The sequence below is a fragment of the Brevirhabdus sp. genome (genome assembly GCF_052826345.1).
This window is the reverse complement of sequence record NZ_JBRBUA010000018.1, coordinates 1-20,560: the sequence shown is the minus strand read 5'-3', so window position 1 is coordinate 20,560 and position 20,560 is coordinate 1. Positions and strand designations below refer to the sequence as shown.

The window sequence follows — 20,560 nt, the reverse complement described above, 5'->3', positions numbered from 1 at the left end:
GGGGACCGGGCGAGGGGGCGCGTCAGCCCTGCGGGTCCAGAACCTGCGGCAGCGGCGCGGGGGTGCGCCCGGCGTCGAGGATGCACTGGCGCGCGGTCTTCGCGATGGCGAGCGCCGCGGGGCCGTCGCCATGGACGCAGATGCTGTGGAATGTCGCCTCTAGCCGGGTGCCGTCGCGGCACAGGATCGCGCCCTCTTCGAGCATGAGGCGCAGGTGGCGCCGCACCGCGTCCACATCGTGCAGCACCGCGCCGGGCAGGCTGCGCGGCGTCAGCTGGCCGTCGGGTTCATAGCTGCGGTCGGCGAAGACCTCCAGCGCGACGGGCAATCCGGCGGCCTTTCCGGCCTCGGCCAGGGGCGACAGGATCGGCGCGAGCAGGATCAGCTCGCTGTCATAGGCGGCGATGGTCTCGGCGATCGTGCGGGCGAGGTCCGGGTCGCTGCCGGCCTGGTTGTTGAGCGCCCCATGCGGCTTGACATGGGTGACCGGCCAGCCCCGGACCTTGCCGAGGGCGCAGAGCGCGCCGATCTGGCTCCACAGCTCGGCGCGCAGCACCTCGGGCGGCAGGTCCATCGGCACCCGCCCGAAGTTCCTGAGGTCGCGATAGCCCGGGTGCGCGCCGACCGACACGCCTTGCCGGAACGCGGCCTGCAAGGTGGCGTCCATGATGCGCGGCTCGCCCGCGTGGGCGCCGCAGGCGATGTTGGCGCTGCCCACGATGTCCAGCAGCGCCTCGTCGGCGCCGATGGTATAGGGCCCCCAGCTTTCGGCCATGTCGGCGTTGAGGTTCATCTTGGTCATCGTCTGCCTTTCTCGCCCGCACCCAGATGGCCGGGGAAATGGTCGGGGTGGCGGGCATCCACGCCGCCCGACACCAGGTTGGATCTGTAAAGCGCCTCGGAAAGGGTGGCGGGGGTCTCTTCGGCCGCCTGCGCGAGGGTTTGCAATGCGCGGGCGTGGGCGCGGGCGGCGGCCTCGGCCTCGGCGACGCTGACCGCGCGGAATTCGATCGTGTCGCCCGGCACCGATCTGGCCACGCGCGACAGATCGGCGGAGATGACGGTCGCGATCTTGGGGTATCCGCCCGTGGTCTGCGCATCCGCCAGCAGCACGATCGGCCGGCCTTCGGCGGGGACCTGGATCGCGCCCGGCACGGCGCCGTCCGACACGATGTCGGCGCCGCGTGCGGCGTCATGCGCCAGCAGGGGGCCGGCCAGGCGCATCCCCATCCTGTCGAGCGCGGGCGTCACCTGCCAGGCGGCGCCGAGGAAGGCCTGCATCGCGGCGTCGGTGAACCATTCGGTCTGCGGGCCTGGCACGACGCGGATCGGCGCGGGTGCCGCGGGCGGAACCGGCAGCCGCCATGCGGCCTTGCCCGCGTCGCGCGGCGGCGTCACCTTCAGCCGGTCGCCCCGGCGCAGCGGGCGGCCGTCCAGCCCGCCGATGGCGCAGGCCAGCAGCGTCGAGCGGCTGCCGAAGATCGGCGCCACGTCCAGCCCGCCCTCGATCGCCAGCAGACCCGTGCCGCCGCGTGCGGGCGGGTCCAGAAAAAGCTCGTCCCCCTCGTGGAGGGTCGCGGCCCCCCATTCGGGCAGCGCGATCCGCTCGGCGCCGCGCCGCAGGTGGCCCGACAGCCCCGCGCCGCAGGCGATGCGGACCGGGCCGTCCTCGACCCGGAAACGCGGCGAGGTCACGGCGATTTCCAGCGCGGCCGTTCCCGGCGGATTGCCGAGCAGCCGGTTCAGCAGGTAAAGCCCGTCGCGGTCCAGCACGCCCGAGCGCGGCACGCCGCGGTCCCGCCCGCCGCGAAAGCCCAGGTCCTGCACCAGCGTGCGGGCGCCGGGGTCCAGCACGACGAGGGCGCTCATCGCGCGCCCCGTTGGTCGAGGAAGGCGTCGGGGCCATTCGCCCGCGTCCAGGGCGGCGGCGATCTCGACGTGGCGGGCCTCGCTCACCCGGGCGAAGGCGACCCGGTCGCCCGGCGCGAGCAAGGCGGGCGAGGGGCGCGCCGCATCGAACAGCGGCACCGGGCAATGGCCGACGATATGCCACCCGCCGGGGCTGGCGCCGGGGTAGATCACGCACAGCCCCTTGGCGATGGCGACGGCGCCTGCGGGAACCCGCTGGCGCGGGCTGTCGCGGCGCGGCAGCGACAGCGCGTCGGGCAATTCGCCCATGAACGGCAGCCCCGGCAGGAACCCGATGGCGAAGACGTTGAAATCACAGCGCTCATGCGCCTCGACGATGGCCGCGCGCGTGAGGCCGAGACGCGCGGACAGATCCTCGAGATCGGCCCCGTGCGGCCCGTCGTAACAGCACGGCAGCCGCCAGAGCCGCCCCGCGGCGCGGGTTTCGGGCCGGGCGTCGCGCAGCCGCGCGAGGACGGTCGCGACAAGCTCGGACTGCGCGGTCCGCAAGGGGTCGTAGTGCACCGTCACGCTGGCGAAGGCGGCGACGGGTTCGATGCCCTCATCCAGCGCGCCCGCACGGGCCGCGGCGCGGATCGCGGCCACGGCGGCATGGACGCACGCGGCGGCGCGGGCACCGGGCCTGTCGTCGAGATCGAAGGTCACCGCGCTGTCGGCCAGCGGGCGGACCGCCAGGACCTTCATGTGCGGCCCTCCTGGCTGCTGGTCTTTCGCGGGGGGGCGGTGCATGGTGGCGCTGCCGGAACAGAACAGCTGCAAGGTACTGCATGACCGACACACCCCGCCTTTCCCTGATCGACGAAGTGTCCCGCATGATGCCGGGCGAGAAATCCATGATCGTATCGTCCGAGCATCTGGCGCAGTCCGGCGGCTGGCAGGTGTCCGAGTATGAATACGGTCTGATCGTCGCCTATAACGCCTTCAGCCGCTGGATGACCCGCTGCATGTCGGCGGTGACCGGGCATTCGGATTTCAACCCGCTCGACATTCTGGTGCTGCATAACGTCAACCATCGCGGCCGCGCGAAGCGGATGACGGATGTGGCCTTCGTGCTGAACATCGAGGATCAGCACACCGTCAACTACGCGCTGAAAAAGCTGGTGCGCAGCGGATTGGTGCAGGGCGAGCGGCGCGGCAAGGAACGGTTCTACATGGCGACCGAGGAGGGCCGGCGCGTCTGCACCGCCTATGCCGAGCTGCGCGAACGCTGCCTGCTGGACACGGTCCGCTCGCTGGAAAGCGATCCCGATGAGCTGCGCCGGATCGCCACGGTGCTGCGCGGGCTGTCGGGGTTTTACGATCAGGCGGCGCGCGCGGCCTCTTCGACCTGAGGGGCCGTGCCGAGCTGAGGGGCCGTCGGCCCTGCGCGCGCGCGCGGGCAGCCGGGGCGGCCGGGTCGCCGGGGGTGCGAACGGCGCGTTCATCGATCCGCGGCGCCTTTCCGGCGGTCGAGCAGCGCGAGCAGGGCGACCAGCACCAGCGTCAGCACGATGAGCAGCGTCATCAGCGCATAGAGCGGCGGGCTGAGCCCGACCTGCTGATATTGCGACCACAGGTAGGTTTGCACCGTGTTTTCGCCGCCCTGGACGATCGAGGTGCGCACCGTCTCGTTGAACGACAGGATGAGCGAGAAGACCGCCGCGCCCATCAGGCCCGGCCAGATCTGCGGCAACTCGACCTCGAGAAAGGCGCGCCTGCGGTTCGCGCCCAGCACATAGGCGGCTTCCAGGTAGACATGGTCGAAGCCGGCCATGACGGTCACGATCACCAGCGTGGCGAAGGGCAGGGCCCAGAGCACCTGCACCAGAACCATGGAGGCGATCGACGCATCCAGCCCCAGGACGCGGAAGAACAGCGCCGTCGCGACGCCCATGGACACGCCCGGCACGAACAGCGGCAGCATGACCAGCGCCAGGATCAGGCGCGGGCGGCGCCAGGCGCGCAGCGCCTGCGCCAGTGCAAGGGCCAGCGCGGGCGCTATGATCGCGACGAGCAGGCCGACGAGCGCGGTGTTGGCGATGCCTTCCAGCAGGACGGCATCGGACAGGATCGCGCCATAGGCGGAAAAGGGGCCGCCGGTGCCATCCAGCGACCGGATCACCGGCGGCAGCAGCGGCGCGTAGAGGAAGATCAGGCTCAGCAGGACGAAGCCCCACATCACGCTGCGCCGCAAGGTCGAATTTCGTCGGGTGTCGTTCATGTGCGGCCCATAATCTTGCCCAGAAACAGCCTGACATCGAAGAACCGGAACCACAGGATCAGCAGAACCGCCATCACGGCCACGGTGAAGGTCGACATCGCGGCGGCCAGGGGATAGTTGATGACGTTGAGCGCGCTGGTGATCGAATTGCCGAGCAGTTGATACCCGGTTCCGCCCAGCACCGTGGAAATCGCGAATTCGCCGAAGGCCCCGACAAAGCCGAAGATCGCCGCGGCGAACACGCCGGGCAGCGACAGCGGCAGGGTGACGTGCCAGAAGCTGCGCCAGGGACCTTCGCCCAGCATCCAGCTGGCTTCCTCGAAGCGCCGGTCGATCCCCGACAGGGACAGCCAGATCGGAAAGATCATGAACGGCATGTAGGCCGTGACCAATCCCAGATAGACCGCGAAATCGCTGTAGAGCAGCCAGTCCAGCGGTCTGTCGGAGAGACCGCTCGCGACCACGGCGCGGTTGATCCAGCCGGTCCGGCCCAGGATGTCGGCCCAGGCGAAGGTGCGCAGGATATAATTGACCAGGAACGGCACCGAGAACAGGAACAGCACGCTGCGTACCGCGTCGGCGCGGACATGCCGGGCGATGAAATAGGCCAGCGGATAGGCGACAAGCAGCATGATCGCGGTGGAGCTGACCGCCACCCAGAGGCTGCGCAGGAAGATCGAGAAGCGGACCCCGCCGAGGAAGGTCTCATACGCCTTGAAGGAGAAATCCGGCTTCATCGAAAAGCCGCTCTTGGTCCAGAAGCTGACGACCGCCATCAGCGACAGCGGCCCGAGGATCAGCACGGCGACCAGCACCACCGGCCCGGCGACCGCAGCCATGCGCAGCAGCGCCGGGGTCGAAAATCCCGGCGCCGCGCGCATCTCAGAGGCAGGTGTTCGGCTCATGCCGCCTTGAACCGTTGCCATTCCTCTTCGTAGAGGTCGACCTCGGTGGGCCAGCGGTTCTGCCAGGTTCCGCCAAAGGCGAAGCGGTCCTTCACGCCCGCGTCGATGGCTGCGATCCGCTTGGCCGCCTCGGCGTCGAACAGATCGCTCTGGGCGGCGAATTCGGCCGCCTGCGGATTGGTCATGTAGCCGCGGCTTTGGGTGATGGTCGCGCCGTACCACGGCCCCAGCATGAAATCGAGCAGGGCATAGGCGGCCTTGGTCTGCTCTTCGCTGCGCTCGGGGTTGTTGACCAGATAGGCCGCCATGGCCCAGAGCAGGTAGCCCTCCTTGGGGGCGGCGTATTTCACGTTCGCGCCCTTCTGGTTGGCGACGAAGACCATCGGTTCCCAGCAGTCCATGACATGCACTTCCTGGTTGACCAGAAGGTTCACCGCTTGCTCGAAGCTGGACCAGATCACGCGGAACTGGCCTTCCTTTTTCTTTTCGATGAGGAAATCGATGACGGTCTTCAGCTCGCCCGGGGTCATGTCGGCGGGGTCGGCGATATCCGCCATGCCGCTTTTCTTGAGGTAGAGCGCGGTTTTCTGGCCCGCGGTGGTGTAGTTGTCCTCGATCGAGACGTAGCCGCGGAACTTGGGATCGAAAAGCGCGGCGTAGCTGTCGAGCTCGCCCGTTTGATCGGGAAGATAGGCAAAGCTGTCGGCCTGAAGCACGGTCGGCACGCCGTAGATCCGGCCGTCATAGCCGATGAAGTCGAAACCGGGGGTGCCCTCGGACAGATATTCGGAGATGTAGCTGTTCTTGTCCCAGTTGCTCAGCCGGCTGGTATCGATTTCGCTGATCAGCTTTTCGGTGGCGAGGGGCTTTTGCATTCCGCCGACGATGTTGATGATATCGAAGGCCGTCCGGCCGCCGCCCGCCACCAGCTGGTTGACCACCGCCGAGGGCGTGTTGCCGATCGCCACGAGGTTGACGGTGTCGCCGGTGGCTTCGGTGAAACGGCTCCAGTCGCCCGGATCGCCGACGCCGATGTCCGCCATGGTCACCTCTGCCGGGGTCTGGGCGAAGGCGCGGCCGCCCAAGCCGGTAAGACCGATGAGGCCCGGCGCGGCGATTGTGCCCGCGGTTGCCGCGCTGCCGCGCAGAAATGCCCGGCGATCCAGCTGTGTCTTGAACATTGTCGTCTCCCTGTTTTCTGAAGAAAATCTGTTGAACGTGGTTAATTTGCGCCCGGTGCCGCGTGATCGGCATCAAGCAGGATGATATCCCCCGCCTGCATTCCGACCGCGACCCGCGCGCCGACGTCGAGCGGTTGTCCCCCGCTTTGCGTCGCCGTCATCACCTGCCCGTCGGGCAGGCGCAGATCGGTGCTGGTGTAGAGGCCGCGGTAGGTCGAGCTGACCACCGTGGCCTCAAGCGTCAGGTCCGCGGTCGCCGCGGCGGGACCCATGAGGATCGCCTCGCCGCGCACCGCGATCTGGCCCGCGTCGGCGGGGCGCCCGTTGTCCGCAAGCGCGATCCGCCGGTCGCAGATGGCGACATCGCGCCGGCCGTCGGCGGCGGCGCTCACCTGCGCGTCCAGAAGGTTCGAGCCGCGGAAGAACCGGGCCACGAAGGGCGTGGCGGGGGCCCGGAAGATCTGCTCGGGGGCGCCGCACTGGACATAACGGCCCTGATTGAGCACCGCGATGCGGTCGCTCATGGTCAGGGCCTCTTCCTGATCGTGGGTGACGTAGATGAAGGTCGTGCCGGTGCGCTGCTGGATCGACCGCAGTTCCGCCTGCATTTCGCGGCGGATCTTTTCGTCGAGGGCCGACAGGGGTTCGTCCAGCAGGAGGATATCCGGCCCCGGCGCCAGCCCCCGCGCGATCGCGACGCGCTGCTGCTCGCCGCCGGAAAGCTGGGTGACGCGGCGCGTCTCGAAACCCTTCAGCCCGACCAGGTTCAGAAGCTCCGACACGCGGTCGGCCCGGGCAGCGCGGTCGAGGCCGGACCGGCGCAGCCCGTAGCCCACGTTGCCCGCTACATCAAGATGCGGAAAGATCGCGTATTGCTGAAAGACCATCCCCAGATGCCGTTCCCACGGGGGCACATTCGTGACATCTGCGCCGTTGATGCGGATCTCGCCGGAATCGGGGTGTTCGAGCCCCGCGATCATCCGCAGGATGGTGGATTTGCCGGACCCGCTGGGGCCGAGCATGCTGAAGAATTCCCCGCGCAGGATGTCGATCGAGAAATCATCCGCCGGGCGCGCCGCGCCGTAGCGTTTGCGGATGTTGCGAAGGGACAGGATGACATTGTCACTCATGGATATTCTCCACCGCGCAGGCGAGGGCCAGGCGGGCGCCGCGTTCCATCGTCTCCAGGCTCATCGAGGCGAGGTCGGCGCGCTGATGCTGCTCCAGCTCCTCGCGGGTCTCGAGCTCGTCCAGAAGGGCCGCGACCTGTTCGGGCAGATAGGGCAGGTGCATGAAACCCGCGCGCCCGTGCCCGCGTCGGGCGCATTCGTCCGACAGCAGATAAAACAGCGCGTTGCACAGGTAGCCGCCCGCGGTGCCCGATATGCGGCAGGGGATCGCCGCGGCCCGCAGTGTGCGCTGCATCGCGTCGAGCGGCAGCCCCGTCAGATAGGCTTGCGCGCCGTCTTCGCGAACCGGTCCGAGGCTTTTGACACCGCTCGCGTCGCGCAGCTCGAAGCGGGAATGATTGACCGCGACCTGTTCCAGCCGCAGCACGGCCTCGCCCGGCCAGAGCCCGAAGGCGAGCACGATGTCGGCGGATGTCTCGTCGAGCAGGGCCGGAATTTCACGCGTCACGGCCGCCAGATCCACCGGAAGAAGGCGGCCGGTCACGCGGTGACCGCCGATGACCGCGTCGTCCAGCGCCGTGGCCAGCTGCGCGGCAGGGTTGCTGCTGCGGCCGCCGTAGGCCTCAAATCCGGTCACGAGTATGCTCATATCCTGCCTTCCACCTCACCCTCGCAACAAACGTAAACAATTTGCCGACAAATTGTCAATATCTGGAATGGGCGGGCATCCGTGGCTTTCCCCTTGGTGAGCCGGTGTGGGCCCGGGGCCTGCGGGCACAGGGATCCTGTCGTCGTGGGGGTGTCGTTGCGGGGGGTGTCGTCGCAGGGCCGGGCGTTCACCGCGTCTGCGGTGCGGCGGCCTGGCTTCGGGCGGGGGGGCGGCCCGCGTCGGCGGCGCCGTCGTTGCCGCCGACGATCGATTCGAGCCCGGCCGAGACCAGCGCGAAGAGGGCGAAGCCGCCGACGAAGGCGAGCAGCGATCTGGCGTTGTCCTCCGCCGCCTCATGCGCTTCTTCGATCATGTCCTCCACGGCGGCCACGCTCAGCAGGCCCGCGACGAAGACCAGCGCGGCGCTTTTGGCGGCGTCGGGCGCGTCGCGCAGCAAAAGCCACGCCCCGAGCGCGGCGATCAGACAATAGACCGGAAAGGAGAGCGAGACGGCGATGCGCCTGCCGCGCGGGACCTGCTTTTCGCGCATGTTGGCGACGACGGAATAGCCTTCGGGGAAATCGGCCAGCACCTGCCCCGCGGCGAGGACGATGGCGAGCGAGGCGCCCACCGCCGAGCCCGAGCCGATCATCAGCCCGTCGCCGGTCAGATCCACCGCGACGGCGACGTAGATCATCCACATCGCGCTGCGCCCCTCGCCATTGTCGGGCGTGTCGGTCTTGTCGGGCGCGGGGGTCTTGCGCCGCAACAGGCTGTCCACGCCGACATAGGCCGCGCCGCCCGCCGCGAAGGCCGCCGCGATCCACCACCCGGCCAGGGTGTCCAGCGCCTCGGGGATGAGTTCGATCGCCACCACGCCGATCACGATGCCGGAGGCCGCGTGCAGCGCGAGGTTGAGCAGGCGCGGCGTGGTCTCGATGAATTCCGCCACCATGCCGCCCGCGAGATTTCCCAGACCGGGCAGCAGCGCCAGCCCGATCAGAAGCCAAAGATTTTCCAAGCGACTCTCCTGTGGTGGGACGGTGGGACGCCGCGCGCCCGGGGGCTGCCGGGGGGGCTGCCCGGGGCGCTGATCGGGGGCCTGCCCGTCGCCTGCCCGGGGCACGGGGCAGCCCGGGGGGGTGCGGGGGCGGTCCGGGCGCGCGGCGCCGTTCGGCGGGCAGGGGCGTTCAGACCTCCTCGCGGCGCTCCGCTTCGAGGCTGACGGCGCTGATCGGGCGGACCATGGACGCCTGCGGACCCATCGCGCCCTCGCCCTCGGCGACCGTCAGTTCCACCGGCGCGCCGACCGAGAGGGCGTCGAACCCTTCGTTCAGCACCGCGTTCGGCGCGAAATAGATCTCCTGGCCGTCGCTCATCCGGGCAAAGCCGTAGCCGTCGAACTTGCGCACCACGATGGCCTGCGGCGGGCCGCTCAGCGTCTTGATGTTGCCGCGGATCTTTTGCGAATGCGCCTCCAGCCGCCGTTCCATCGCGTCGAAGGCGTCGCGCACGGCAAGGTTGGGGTCGAAGTGATCGCGCCGGTCGCCGGGATCGCCGCTGATCACGATCTCATGCTCGGGCACCCGGACCTCGATGCGCAGGTGGAATTCCTTGCCGTGATGCTGGGAACGGTGCGGGCGCTCGACCACGATGTGGCAGCTGGTGATATGGCTGAAATAGCGGTGAAGCTTGTCCACGCGCGCCCGGATGCGGGTTTCGAGCTGCTCGGATTTCTCGACGTCGTGCCAGGCGATTTCCAGGGGGGTGTCCATTGACAGGTTCCTCTCTATGCTCTGCCGTTTCGCTGCGCCGCCGAAGGCCCCGGGCCGGGGAAGGGTGCCCCCGCCGGACCGGCCGGGCCGGACGGGCCGAGATGCCGGTTTGCGGCACGCGCCCTCTTGGCGCCCGCCGTTTCGCCGAAAATTCCGGTGCCCGGAATCTGCGTCGCAGCCAGGGAATCAACACCTCGCGGGGGCAATCGTCCCGAGGTTGGGAGGGGGGTGGTGCGCATTGTTTCGGGAAGGGACAGCGGCGCGCGGGCCGGAGTGCGGCGCGCGGCATCGAAGCGCGCGCGCCGGGTCGGGGGCTGGCCCCGTGAGGTTCGCCGGGGCCGGGGCGGTGAGGGCAGGGCGGTGAGGGGGTCGCGTTGGCTGCCCGTTACTTGCGGAGGTATTTGATCAGCGCCGCGATCACGAGCGCGAGGATCACAAGGCCGAGCAGCCACCAGATCCCCATGCCGAAGCCCATGCTGCCGTTCATCATGCCATCGCTCCTTTTTCGAGTTGACTGCGGTTCAACCTAGCCCTGCCCGCGCGGGCGGAAAGGGCGGGCGGGGGCGTCACCGCAGCCAGCCGAACCACCGCTCGAACAGGCCGGGGTCCGTTTGCCCGCCGTCAGTGCGCTGTTTCCGGCGGGGCCTTGGCGGCGATGCCCTGTACCGGCACCTGCAATGTCATGGTCCCGGCGTCCTCGAAGGTCAGGGTCAGCGGAAAGCTCTCGCCCTCGACCAGTTTGCGGCTTAACCCGGTCAGCATGATGTGCATGCCGCCCGGCGCCATCGTCACCGCCACCCCCGCGGCAAGCGGAAGGTCTTGCATCGGGCTCATGCGGGCGATGCCGTCCGCGCCGGTTTCGACCGTATGGACCATCGCCTTTTCCGCGAGCGGGGTACTTAGCGACAGCAGCCTGTCGCCGGGGTCGGCGCTGAGGGTCAGGTAGACGGCCGCGGGACGCGAGGCGAGGATGCTCGCGCGGGCCCAGGGGGCGGTCACGGTGACCTCGGCCAGGGCGGGTGTGGAAAGGGCGGGCGCGGTCGACAACAGCGCGGCGATCATAACAGGGCGGAACATCAGGTCTTAGCTTCCTTGGCGATACGTGCGGTTATTTCATTGGCCAAGGCCTCGGGCGGTTGATCGCCTTCCTGGAAAACGGCGTCAAAGCTACCGTCGGGACGCATCAGATAGATATGCCCCGCGTGCGCCATCAGGTAGCCGTCCGGGGCGCTCTCTTCCTCGCGCCGTTCGTAAAAGACCTTGAAGGATTCGGCGGCGGCGGCGACCTGCGCCTCGGTGCCGGTCAGCCCTGTCAGTCTGGGATGAAAGGCCGCGACATATTCCTTCAGAACCTCGGGCGTATCGCGCTCTGGATCGACCGTCACGAATAGCGGCGCGAGGCGATCGGCGCGCGGCCCGAGGGTATCGAGCACGGAGGCCATGTAGGCCAGCGTCGTCGGGCAGATGTCGGGGCAATTGGTGTAGCCGAAGAACACCAGCTGCCAGCGCCCGGTGTAATCGTCCTGGGTGACCGGCTGGCCCCGGTGGTCGATCAGCGAGAATTCGGAGCGGATCGCGGCCTCGCCGGTAGAGGCGGTCTGCGGCGCGGGCGGGGCCGCGCCCATGCGCAGCGTGACGAGGCCGAGCGCGAGGATGGCGGCGGCGAGTGTGCCGGTCCACAGGACGATGCGGAACCGTCGGTGGCGCGGGGTGATCCGGGTCATGGGATGCCTTTCTTCGGGGTGTCCGCCCGCCGTTTCGGACGGGCGGACAAGGGGGTCAACCTTCGTTTGCCTCGGGTTCGGCCCCAAGGTCAGTCCCCGGCGCGGTTCCGGGTGCGGGGCGGGCGCCGTTCATGTGGCCGCCTTTCATCTGCCCGTGCATGGACTCCATCATTTCGGAGCAGGCGTTCATCATCTGGGTCATATGCGACATCATCATCATCATCATCATGCCCTGCATGCCCTGCATGTCGCCCATGCCCTGCATGTTGCCCATGCCTTTCATGCCGTTCATGCCTTTCATGCCGTTCTTGTCGCCCTTGGCGCCGCCGTGCATCTGCTGGCCACCGGCCATCGGCATGTTGCCCGCCCCGTTCGGCATCGCCCCGTTCGGCATGGATCCGTTTGCCATTCCGTTGTTCTGCATGGCGCCGTTGGGCATCGCGGTGCCCACGGTTGCCGCGTCGGGGGCCGTGGCTTCGGACTTCGTGGAATCGGGCGTCGCGGTCCCGGCGGTCTGGGCATAAGCGCCGGAGGTCGCCATCAATGCGCCGATCAGTGCGGCGGTCGCGATGTTGGTCTTGTAGGTCATGTCATGTCCTTTTCGGTTGAGGTTCAGTCGCTGGTCGCGTCCGGCTTTGCCGCCGGATCGTTCTTGGCACAGTCGGCGGAACCGCCGCCGCGCATGCACATCCCCAAGGCACACATGGCGGCGCAGGGGGCAAAGGCAAGGATCAGCGGCGCCGCGCCCACGGCGGTCAGCCAGTTCCAGTTGAAAAACGCCCCCGCCGAGACGGCAGCAAAGCCCGCCAGCATGAAGAGCTGCCGCCGGGCGGGCAGGCGGAACGGGCGCGGTGCGCCGGTGGATTGTGCGGTTTCGGTCATTGGCCGGACCTTCCTTTCGCGATGAGACGTTCGAACTGGGAAACCGCGGCCGGACTGTCCCATTCGGCGGGGCCGACGCGGCGCGCGATCTCGCGGCCGGCCGGGTCGATCAGGATCGTGGTGGGCAGGCCGATCACCCCGAAGGCCAGCATCGTGCGCGCCTGGTCGGCGAGGTAGATGTCGAGGTTGCGGATGCCGATCTCGGCGAAAAAGGGCCGCACGGCCTGCACCCCCGCCCGGTCGATCGACAGGGCGAGCACCTTGAAACCCGGCCCGCCGAGCCGCCGCTCGAGCCGGTCGAGGGTCGGCATTTCCTCGCGGCAGGGCACGCACCAGGTGGCCCAGACGTTGAGCAGCACGGTGCGGCCCCGGAAATCGGACAGCGTGAGCGCGCGCCCCGCGTCATCCTTGAACGCGGGCGAGAGCAGCGGGCGCGGCGCTTCATGTTCGGGCATCACGGGTTCGGCCATCGCGGGGCGGGCCAGGGCGGGGCCCGCCCCCAGCGCCATCGCGCCGCCGAGGAATCCGCGCCGCCTCATTGTCGGCTTCATTGTCGGGCCTCCGCCTGGAGCCTGCGCACCACCGGCAGGATGTCCTCGTCCAGCGATTGCTTGTCGAACGGGCCGACATGTTTGTAGGCGATGCGCCCCTTGGCATCGATCACGAAGGTTTCGGGCAGCCCGTAGACCCCCCAGTCGATCGACGCGCGCCCGGCGCGATCGGCGCCGTCGCGCGTGTAGGGATCGCCCAGTTCGGCGAGGAACCCGAGGGCCGCGTCGGGGCTGTCCTTGTAGTTGATGCCGTTGATCGGCACCGTGCCGGATTTCGCCAGCTCGACCAGCAGCGGCATTTCCACCCGGCAGGGCACGCACCACGAGGCCCAGACGTTCACGATGGACACCTCGCCGCGCAGGTCCGCCGTGGACAGCCCGTTGGTCCGCCCTTCGAGCGGCGGCAGATCGAACTCCGGCACCGGCCGCCCGATCATCGTGCTGGGCAGGTCGTCGTCGGTATAGAGCAGCCCCCAGAGGAACGCCCCGGCGAGCGCGGCGAAAAGCCCCGCCGGCAGCACCAGGAGGACCGACGACAGGCGCAGGCGCCGCGGCGCCGTATCCTCGCCGCCGGTCATGACCCGCCCTCGTCGGCGGCCGTCACCTCCGCCTGGAAGCCGCGTTCGCGTTCGGGCCAGGTGCTTTTGATGTAGGCCAGCACCGCGGTGATCTCGGCATCGCTCAGCACGCCGTCGAAGGCGGGCATGTCGCTTTCGTAGCCGGGCACGACCGCGCCCACGCCGAGTTTGGTGATGGTGAAGAGCTGCCGGTCGGCGTGATGCCAGGTATGGCCGGTCTCGTCATGGGGCGGGGCAGGCATGCGGCCGTTGTCCAGCCGCCGTTTCCAGTCGGGCTGGCCCTCCAGCTTGGCGCCGTGGCAGGCGGCGCAATTCTCGGAATAGATGTCCCCGCCCAGGGCGATCATCTGCGCGTCCACCGGCGCACCGAGGATCGTCAGCCCCGAGATATCGGTGCCTTCATTGCCCTCGTTGGGCGCATTGCCCGCCCGCGCGCCTTGCCACAGACCCGCCGCCGCCACCGCGACGGCGAGGGTGGCCGCGCCGGTCAGCCCCGCCAGGAGGCCGCGTTTCATGCCTTGTGTCCCGTTCATGCCGGTCTCCGCAAATATTTGATCAGTGCGAGCAGGCTCAGCACCAGAACGACCACGACGAGGATCAGCAGCAGGCCCCCGAAACCCATCGTCGCGGCCATCATCGGTCCGCTCATCATATCAGCCATCGGGCACTCATTCATTGGAATAGACGGTGACGCCGTCGTCGGCGAAGGCGTAGGTCTTGAGCGTGCCGCTCTTGCCGGCCATGCCGGGGGCATTCCGGGGCATGCCGGGCAGGGTGATGCCGATGACGTCGGGCCGCTCGCGCGTCAGGCGCTGGACGATTTCGGCGGGCACGAGGCCGCTGACGAAATAGCCGTCGACCTTGGCCAGGTGACAGCCCAGCCCTTCCTTCGGCACGCCGACGGAGATCGAGGTCTTGTCGAAATCGCGGTCGTCGATGCGGGTGATCTGATAGCCCTCGCCTTCCATGTAGTCGGCATAGGCGTCGCAGCAGCCGCAGTTCGGGTCGCGCCAGATGGTCATCCGGCGATCGGCGGGGACGGAGATGCCCGTCTTTTCGGCCGCGTTGCCGGCGGTGGTGGTTTGCGTCGTCGCATCCGTGACGGTGGCCGTGGCGGTTCCCGTGGTGGGGGCGTCGTCCTGGGCCATGCCGAGGGTTGCGACGCCGAGGAGGCCTGCGGCCGCGAGGGCCGCCGCCGCGCCCAGGGTGAATTTGGTGTTCATGTCAAAGGTCCTTGATCGAGGTTGAGGAGGTCCAGCTGGTGCCGCCGTCGCGGCTGATCGACAGGCCGCCGTCGCGGGCGGCGGCAAGATGCAGCGGGTCGGCCGGGTCGACGGCCAGCGCGCCGATGGCCCCGGCCGAGGCGAGCGCCCAATTCACGCCCGCGTCATCCGACGACCAGAGGCCGCTTTGCAGCCCGGCGTAAAGGCGCTTTGGCGTGTCGGGGGCGAGGGCGAGGTTCGTGACCGGCTCGTCCGCGGGAAGCGGTGTGGTGGGCGGGGGCGAGTTGCCGGCCACCAGCGCGTCCATCGCGTTGCCGGGTGTCACGTCCTGCCAGCGGCAGAAGCAGTCGGGTACGCGGCTCAGCCCCGCCGCGGTTCCGCCGTAGAGCCAGATCCCGCCCATGCCCGTGGCATTGCCCACCGACACGAGGCTGAGCACGTCGTGCTCCGCGCCGTCTAGGTAGGGCCGGTCCATGACCAGTTCCCAGCTTTCGCCCGCGTCCTGGCTGCGCCAGAGACCATCGCCCGCCAGCGCGGCATAGAGCATGTCGGGTTCTAGGGCGGCGATGGTCAGCCCTGTGATCGGCGTGTCGGGCAGGCCCGTGTCTGCCTTGGTCCAGGTTTGGCCGCCATCGCGGCTGCGGCGCAGGCCGTTGGTCCTGCCGCCCGCTTCCGTCCCGAACGCGGCGAAAAGCGTGCCCTGGCGCGCCGGGTGGGTCGAGAGCGCGGTGATCGAGCCCCCCGTGTCGGGACCGCCCGTGTCGGGAAAGACCGTGTCGGGAAAGACCGTGTCGGAAAAGACCGTGTCGGGCAGGCGCGTGGCGCCCTTTGATGTATGGCGCCAAAGGGCGGGTTCCGCGCCGCCGGTGGCTGCAACGATCGCGTCGCCGTCGAAGGCGAGCGCCAGCGGGGCCACGGGGGGCGGCAAGGTATCGGCGGCGGCCAAGACGGCCCGGGGCAGGGCCAGCGTCGCGCCGAGCGTGGCGGAGGCGCCGCCCAGAAAGCGTCGGCGCGAGGGCGCGCGCGGTGAGGGGATGGTCATGCGAGAAAGTCCTGAAAGTGACGAAGGCATAGATCGCGCGCGGGCCTGGACAGGACGCGCACGGCGGGACCCGGCCGTCACCTCGCGGCGCGGCAGGTCAGCTCAGGAAGATGTTTCGCGGGGGAAAGGGGTCGGCCCCCGGATCGAGCCCCGCCAGAGCCATATCGCCCGGCATCGCGACGAGCGAGGTATGCAGCGTCACCGCGACCGGCAGCGGAAGGCTTTCGGTGGAGAAGACAGGCGCGGTGCAGTCCCAGTTGCAGGTCAGCGCGGCGGGGTCACCGGCCCCACAGGCCGCGCAGTCGTCTGCCCGCAGCGCCGCGCCCTCGGGCGCCGCTATGGTCAGAGCCGGGGCCGGGGTCACAGTCGGGGCAAGGTCCGGTCCCGACATGGAGACCGGCGCGGGTGCTGCGGCGCGGGCCATGTCGATGGTGAGTTTCGCGCCCGCCAGGTCGTGCAGGACCAGCCCGCCCAGAAGGGCAAGCGAAAGGCAGAGGGCGGCAAGGCGGACCATCAGGAGCATGAATCCGCTCTAGGCGTTTCGCGTGGTTTTGTCGAGCCTGCGGCCTGCGCGCGGCCATCACCATTTGCGGAGCTCGGCGAACACCCGCCATGTTTCGAGGGTTGTCCGCGCGCAAATGCCGCAATTCGGCAGGCCCGTCAGGACGGCAGGAACAGCAGCCCGGTGGAGCCTGCGTAAAGGACCAGCACGATCGCGCTTTCGAAACCTATGGAGGCCACGCCGTGTCTTTGGCGGCGCACCATCCCCAACAGGATCGTGGCGGTCATCAGCAGCGCGACCAGCGCGGTCGTGCGGTCCTGCGAGGTGAAGGCCCCGTAGATCGAGCCGTCATAGGCGAAATCGGCCGCGCAGAGGAACATCACCTCGAAGGCATTGCCGCCGATCACGTCGCCCACGGCCAGGCTGACCGCGCCGATCCTGACGGCGGCGATCGCGGTGACGAGCTCGGGCAGGGAATTGGCGACGGCCGAGAACACGGTGCCGACGACCGATTCCGACAGTTCGGTCTTCTGCACCAGCGCGACGCTGGCCTCGCCGATGGCAAAGCCCGCCGCCGCGGTGATGCCCGCGCAAAGCAGAAAGCTCAGCCAGAGGGTGCGGTCGTCGGGGGCCTCGTCCTGCTCGGGCGGGTCGGACAGCTCCTCACGGGTTTCGGAGGTGTCCACCGGCTGCCACATCGGTTCGCGCGCGATCCGGCGCAGCAGCATCAGGCCGAAACCATAGACCACCGGGATCAGCAGCGATGCGGGGTGGACGCCCCAGACCGTCGCCTGCGGTTCCGACGCGGCGATCAGCGGCAGGGTCAGCAAGGCGCACAGCAGCAGGCCCTGCGCCAGCCCGGTGGCGCTGGCGGCCGCATGTTCGAGGTTGGCGCGGCGGTAGAACAGATCGGCCACCGCGATGAAGCTGGTCTGCGCGGTCAGCCCGCCGAGCGCGTTGCCGATGGCGAGCCCCGGCGCGTCCTGCACCGCCGTCGTCACCGAGGTGATCGCGCCGGGCAGCGACGTCGCGGCGCCCACGAAAAGCGCGCCGGCCACGATTTCGCCCATGCCGGTCCGGTCGGCCAGCGCATCGGCCACGCGCGACAGCCGCACCCCCGCCAGCCCGATGGCCAGCGCCGAGCCCGCGAAGACGCCGATGACCGCCCAGAGCGGCCAGGAGGAGAGCTCGAACAGGCCCATCACCGCCCCGTGCCACAGGCCGCGGTTGCGCCGTGGTGCCCCCGAGGTCCCCGGCAGTCGCGGCACCGGCAGGAGCAAGGGCAACACCGGCAAGCCCGGCAAGACCGGCGGCCGCGGGCGTCGGACCGGCGCTTGCCGGGGGCGTCGGGAATTCGGGGCCGCATCGCGATCGTCCTTTGGATTGGTGGTTTGGCGGATTGGTGGTTTGGCGGGTTGGCGGTTCTGGCGGGGCGGGGTGACCAGGCGGGCACGCGGTTTCAGCCCAACTCCCGCGGGTTGGGCCGGTTCCTGGCGTCCCGGTGGCGCGGGGCGCGCGCTGCGCGGGCAGGCGGCGGGGGAGGGCACGCTTGACGCATCATTCAATTATCCGCTTATCCACCAAGGAAAGCGGTCAAATAAATTACTGATTCGACTTAAAGACCCTGTGCTGGCCGCTTACATCCGCCTACCAGTCCGGTGAGCTTTGCGCCGAATTCGCCTCCCGCTCAAGGGCCGCTTCGAACAAAGGCCGCAGGGCACCCGGCAGCATGCTCTTGAATTCCCCGTGCAGGCTGAGTTGCGGCAGCTTCGAAGCGATGAGATCGATAAGGACGAGCGCCTGCTGGCGGTCGCGGATCTTCTTCTGTGGGTCCCGGTCTTCGCGCTCTGCCAGCCAGAATTTGTGGGCAGCCCAGAAGCGGGGATCTGCCGCACGCATCGGGGTTGGGAAGCCGCGCTCGTCGATCACCACCGTCTCAACCAAGGGCGCATTGACGAGCCATTGCAACCCGCCGATCGGTGCCGGCTCAACATCGCCTTCCGCCAGGGAGGCCACCCCAGGCATGTTCCGGTAAATCGGCCGCGGTTCCGGGCGAACGAATTCTACCATGTAGCCCTCATTGTTGGTTAGTCGGAAGTCCCGTGGTCCGCGCGGCCGGAAACTCCTATCCACCTCACGGTGGATCAGGCTCGCGAGGCCCGGTTTCTCATGATCTTCGGTTAGGATCTTCAGTCGATTGCGATCGTCAACGAGGATGTCAATGTCGCCGGTCGCCGTGCTTGCTGCATTGAACATTACCCCCGCCATCGCCTCGTAGACATATAAGGCATTGGTTCCGATCACTCGTGTGGTGGCGGCGGGCGCTGCAAGCCGTATGGCTCGCAGGATGCGCGCCGCCGGCACCGGCAGGCGTCCGAGCCCCAATGTGCGCAGAACGGCGGCCTGGCGGTTCATCTCCCCGCCGAGCTGGGCGAGCCGAGCCGCATTCTTCTCCCGACCGGCGTGGAAGGCGTCGCGGACCCGCTCGGTCTCCGGAGACCGGCGACCAACGGACCTTACCACGCCTTTCTTGCGGCTATAGAGGTATTCTCGACCGCTGCGCTCTTCCCAGTCGAGATATCCAGCAAAGCTGTGGCGGCGCCGTGCCTCAGCTTCGAGCCAAGCTTCCCAGATCTGCGCCATGTCGACGCGTTCTCGCACCGATCTTGCATCCAACTCACTGAAATACATCATTTTGGTAAACCTTATAAGAAAATATGGTCTGACTTTACCAAATATATGTCATTCAAGTGCTTAGAGAAGCGTTTTCTCTTCATCCTCCTCTCGAAAGTTGCTTCGGGATGTCAGCGCATCCGCGCATCGGAAGGGTCGGACAGATTTGCTGTCGAAATGCGGAAAGGTGCGTCGGCCCTGTGAGGAATCGACACGTCTGGTCGATTTCAGGCGCGACGAAGCCCGGCCGTCTTTCGCGTTAATAGGCGCGCAGAGACTGCCGAGGGGCGAAAGGTCAGCGACTTAGCAGGATATCTGCATTTTCCCGTGGATTGGATTAATTATTATAATAATATTAATAATAGGAATGATTCGGATATTGAGGCAGAAGTGCGGGACGGAATGGAACCACTGGCGCGGCAGAAGCTTTCCGATCAGATCGTCGACCGTGTGAAATGGTGGCTGATGGCGGAATCGATGCGCCCCGGCGATCGCCTGCCGCAGGAAAAGGATCTGGTGGAGCTGTTCGGCGTCAGCCGCGGGACCATGCGCGAGGCGCCGAAGGCGCTGGAGGTTCAGGGGCTGATTCAGGTCTCGGCGGGGCGCAGCGGCGGGGCGGTCGTGGCGCGGGTGCCCTATGAGACGGCCGCGAACCTTCTGGGGAACTACTTTTACTTCAAGGATCTCAAGGCCGAGGAGATCTATGCGATGCGCCGTCAGATCGAACCGGAAATGGCGGTCTCGGCGGTCGGTCATCTGACGCAGGAAGACCTCGTCACGATGCAGGGTCTCATCGATGCCTGCGACAACCCGGGGGATACGCCCGACGCGCGGCGCATGCAGCGGCTCAACGAGCTTGAGTTCCACAACGTGATCGCGCGGCGCTCGCCGAACTCGCTTTATTCGTTCAACTGCCGGTTCCTCAATCTGATCCTGGCCCAGCAGGTCACGGTCAAGAAGATGTATCTGGTTCAGCAGCAGACCATCGACCGCGAGAACCGCGACGCGCATGTCGCGCTGCTGGCGGCCTATCGCGCGGGCGATGCGGCGCGGGTGCGGGAGGCGATGACGCGACACATGGGCGAATGTTCGTGCCATGTCGCGGATCTGGAGGCCGTTGTCGAAAAGCGGTTCTTCAACGCCGCGTCGCGCGAACGGCTGGGAAGCCTCAAGCGATGAGCGCCGCGGCTGCACAGCAGATCCCGGACGGCGGGGCGGTGGACGGCGCGGCGGTGCTTTCGGTCAGGGGGCTGCGCAAGGAATTTCCCGGTGTGGTCGCGCTGGACGATGTCGATTTCGATGTGCGCCCGGGCGAGGTCCACGCGCTGCTGGGCGCGAACGGGGCGGGAAAATCGACGCTGATCAAGATCGTCTCGAGCCTTTATCAGGCCGACGGGGGCGCGGTCTTTCTGGAGGGCGAGCAGGTGTCCTTCGGCTCCACCGCCGAGGCCATCGCGGCGGGGATCAGCGTGATCTATCAGGATTTCGCGCTGGTGCCGGATCTGACCGCGGCCGAGAACATCTTTCTGGGCAGCGAGATCCGCGGGACATTCGGCGTGATCGACCGCGCCGCGCAGCGCCGGGAGGCCGAACGGCTGCTCGGGATGGTCGGCGCG

The 20,560-nt window shown here is 68.2% G+C and carries 25 protein-coding genes; 3 read left to right on the top strand and 22 right to left on the bottom strand.

Annotation, left to right across the window (positions count from 1 at the left end; all coding sequences use genetic code 11):
* Positions 1–22: 22 nt before the first annotated feature.
* Positions 23–802, bottom strand: a complete 780-nt coding sequence (locus tag ACU0BR_RS02680; protein ID WP_446155301.1) for a LamB/YcsF family protein — start codon at positions 800–802, stop codon at positions 23–25.
* The gene (locus ACU0BR_RS02675) at positions 799–2,613 is read right to left on the bottom strand and encodes a 5-oxoprolinase subunit B/C family protein (RefSeq protein WP_446155300.1); all 1,815 of its coding nucleotides are present in this window, start codon (positions 2,611–2,613) and stop codon (positions 799–801) included. The genes ACU0BR_RS02680 and ACU0BR_RS02675 overlap by 4 nt, the downstream gene beginning before the upstream one ends.
* A gap of 83 nt (positions 2,614–2,696) precedes the next feature.
* Here ACU0BR_RS02675 and ACU0BR_RS02670 point away from each other — a divergent pair, with 83 nt between their 5' ends.
* On the top strand, positions 2,697–3,260 hold the full coding sequence (locus ACU0BR_RS02670; protein ID WP_446155299.1) for a winged helix DNA-binding protein: 564 nt from the start codon (positions 2,697–2,699) through the stop codon (positions 3,258–3,260).
* Positions 3,261–3,349: 89 nt separating this feature from the next.
* Here ACU0BR_RS02670 and ACU0BR_RS02665 read toward each other — a convergent pair whose 3' ends face one another.
* The 20 genes from ACU0BR_RS02665 to ACU0BR_RS02570 form a co-directional block, all read right to left on the bottom strand.
* Positions 3,350–4,129, bottom strand: coding sequence for an ABC transporter permease (locus ACU0BR_RS02665; protein WP_446155298.1), 780 nt, complete (start codon positions 4,127–4,129; stop codon positions 3,350–3,352).
* Positions 4,126–5,034 carry an ABC transporter permease gene (locus ACU0BR_RS02660; protein WP_446155297.1) on the bottom strand — a complete coding sequence of 303 codons (909 nt, stop codon included), beginning with the start codon at positions 5,032–5,034 and terminating at the stop codon, positions 4,126–4,128. Before ACU0BR_RS02660 ends, ACU0BR_RS02665 begins: the two co-directional genes overlap by 4 nt.
* The gene (locus ACU0BR_RS02655) at positions 5,031–6,215 is read right to left on the bottom strand and encodes an ABC transporter substrate-binding protein (protein ID WP_446155296.1); all 1,185 of its coding nucleotides are present in this window, start codon (positions 6,213–6,215) and stop codon (positions 5,031–5,033) included. The genes ACU0BR_RS02660 and ACU0BR_RS02655 overlap by 4 nt, the downstream gene beginning before the upstream one ends.
* 41 nt (positions 6,216–6,256) lie before the next feature.
* Positions 6,257–7,345, bottom strand: coding sequence for an ABC transporter ATP-binding protein (locus ACU0BR_RS02650; RefSeq protein ID WP_446155295.1), 1,089 nt, complete (start codon positions 7,343–7,345; stop codon positions 6,257–6,259).
* Entirely contained in the window at positions 7,338–7,994 is a 657-nt protein-coding gene (locus ACU0BR_RS02645; protein ID WP_446155294.1) for a pyroglutamyl-peptidase I family protein, read from the bottom strand. Before ACU0BR_RS02645 ends, ACU0BR_RS02650 begins: the two co-directional genes overlap by 8 nt.
* Before the next feature lie 187 nt (positions 7,995–8,181).
* Positions 8,182–9,015 (bottom strand): ZIP family metal transporter, encoded by an 834-nt coding sequence (locus ACU0BR_RS02640; RefSeq protein ID WP_446155293.1) that lies wholly within the window; start codon positions 9,013–9,015, stop codon positions 8,182–8,184.
* A 169-nt stretch (positions 9,016–9,184) separates the two neighbouring features.
* Positions 9,185–9,769, bottom strand: a complete 585-nt coding sequence (locus ACU0BR_RS02635) for an HPF/RaiA family ribosome-associated protein (protein ID WP_446155292.1) — start codon at positions 9,767–9,769, stop codon at positions 9,185–9,187.
* A 621-nt stretch (positions 9,770–10,390) separates the two neighbouring features.
* Positions 10,391–10,846 carry a copper chaperone PCu(A)C gene (locus tag ACU0BR_RS02630; protein WP_446155291.1) on the bottom strand — a complete coding sequence of 152 codons (456 nt, stop codon included), beginning with the start codon at positions 10,844–10,846 and terminating at the stop codon, positions 10,391–10,393.
* On the bottom strand, positions 10,846–11,493 hold the full coding sequence (locus tag ACU0BR_RS02625) for an SCO family protein (RefSeq protein WP_446155290.1): 648 nt from the start codon (positions 11,491–11,493) through the stop codon (positions 10,846–10,848). The genes ACU0BR_RS02630 and ACU0BR_RS02625 overlap by 1 nt, the downstream gene beginning before the upstream one ends.
* 55 nt (positions 11,494–11,548) lie before the next feature.
* Entirely contained in the window at positions 11,549–12,082 is a 534-nt protein-coding gene (locus ACU0BR_RS02620) for a hypothetical protein (RefSeq protein ID WP_446155289.1), read from the bottom strand.
* 23 nt (positions 12,083–12,105) lie between these two features.
* Positions 12,106–12,375 carry a hypothetical protein gene (locus tag ACU0BR_RS02615; protein WP_446155288.1) on the bottom strand — a complete coding sequence of 90 codons (270 nt, stop codon included), beginning with the start codon at positions 12,373–12,375 and terminating at the stop codon, positions 12,106–12,108.
* Complete coding sequence (locus ACU0BR_RS02610; protein ID WP_446155287.1) at positions 12,372–12,914, bottom strand: TlpA disulfide reductase family protein; 543 nt, start codon at positions 12,912–12,914, stop codon at positions 12,372–12,374. Before ACU0BR_RS02610 ends, ACU0BR_RS02615 begins: the two co-directional genes overlap by 4 nt.
* A gap of 8 nt (positions 12,915–12,922) precedes the next feature.
* Positions 12,923–13,504 (bottom strand): DsbE family thiol:disulfide interchange protein, encoded by a 582-nt coding sequence (locus tag ACU0BR_RS02605; RefSeq protein WP_446155286.1) that lies wholly within the window; start codon positions 13,502–13,504, stop codon positions 12,923–12,925.
* Positions 13,501–14,019, bottom strand: a complete 519-nt coding sequence (locus ACU0BR_RS02600; protein WP_446155285.1) for a c-type cytochrome — start codon at positions 14,017–14,019, stop codon at positions 13,501–13,503. The genes ACU0BR_RS02605 and ACU0BR_RS02600 overlap by 4 nt, the downstream gene beginning before the upstream one ends.
* Positions 14,020–14,033: 14 nt before the next feature.
* A complete protein-coding gene (locus ACU0BR_RS02595) occupies positions 14,034–14,165 on the bottom strand; it encodes a hypothetical protein (protein ID WP_446155284.1) in 132 nt (43 codons plus the stop codon).
* Positions 14,166–14,172: 7 nt separating this feature from the next.
* Positions 14,173–14,727 carry a DUF411 domain-containing protein gene (locus ACU0BR_RS02590; RefSeq protein WP_446155283.1) on the bottom strand — a complete coding sequence of 185 codons (555 nt, stop codon included), beginning with the start codon at positions 14,725–14,727 and terminating at the stop codon, positions 14,173–14,175.
* A 1-nt stretch (position 14,728) separates the two neighbouring features.
* Positions 14,729–15,769: a WD40/YVTN/BNR-like repeat-containing protein gene (locus ACU0BR_RS02585; protein WP_446155282.1), complete on the bottom strand. Its 1,041-nt coding sequence runs from the start codon at positions 15,767–15,769 to the stop codon at positions 14,729–14,731.
* A 97-nt stretch (positions 15,770–15,866) separates the two neighbouring features.
* Complete coding sequence (locus ACU0BR_RS02580) at positions 15,867–16,292, bottom strand: hypothetical protein (RefSeq protein WP_446155281.1); 426 nt, start codon at positions 16,290–16,292, stop codon at positions 15,867–15,869.
* 137 nt (positions 16,293–16,429) lie between these two features.
* A complete protein-coding gene (locus tag ACU0BR_RS02575; RefSeq protein ID WP_446155280.1) occupies positions 16,430–17,560 on the bottom strand; it encodes a sodium:calcium antiporter in 1,131 nt (376 codons plus the stop codon).
* A 358-nt stretch (positions 17,561–17,918) separates the two neighbouring features.
* The gene (locus ACU0BR_RS02570; protein ID WP_446155279.1) at positions 17,919–18,965 is read right to left on the bottom strand and encodes a GSU2403 family nucleotidyltransferase fold protein; all 1,047 of its coding nucleotides are present in this window, start codon (positions 18,963–18,965) and stop codon (positions 17,919–17,921) included.
* A 381-nt stretch (positions 18,966–19,346) separates the two neighbouring features.
* On the opposite strand from ACU0BR_RS02570, the gene ACU0BR_RS02565 reads away from it, so the two are divergent.
* Entirely contained in the window at positions 19,347–20,123 is a 777-nt protein-coding gene (locus ACU0BR_RS02565) for a FadR/GntR family transcriptional regulator (protein ID WP_446155278.1), read from the top strand.
* A partial coding sequence (locus tag ACU0BR_RS02560) for an ATP-binding cassette domain-containing protein (RefSeq protein ID WP_446155277.1) occupies positions 20,120–20,560 on the top strand: 441 nt, incomplete at its 3' end. The genes ACU0BR_RS02565 and ACU0BR_RS02560, both read left to right, overlap by 4 nt.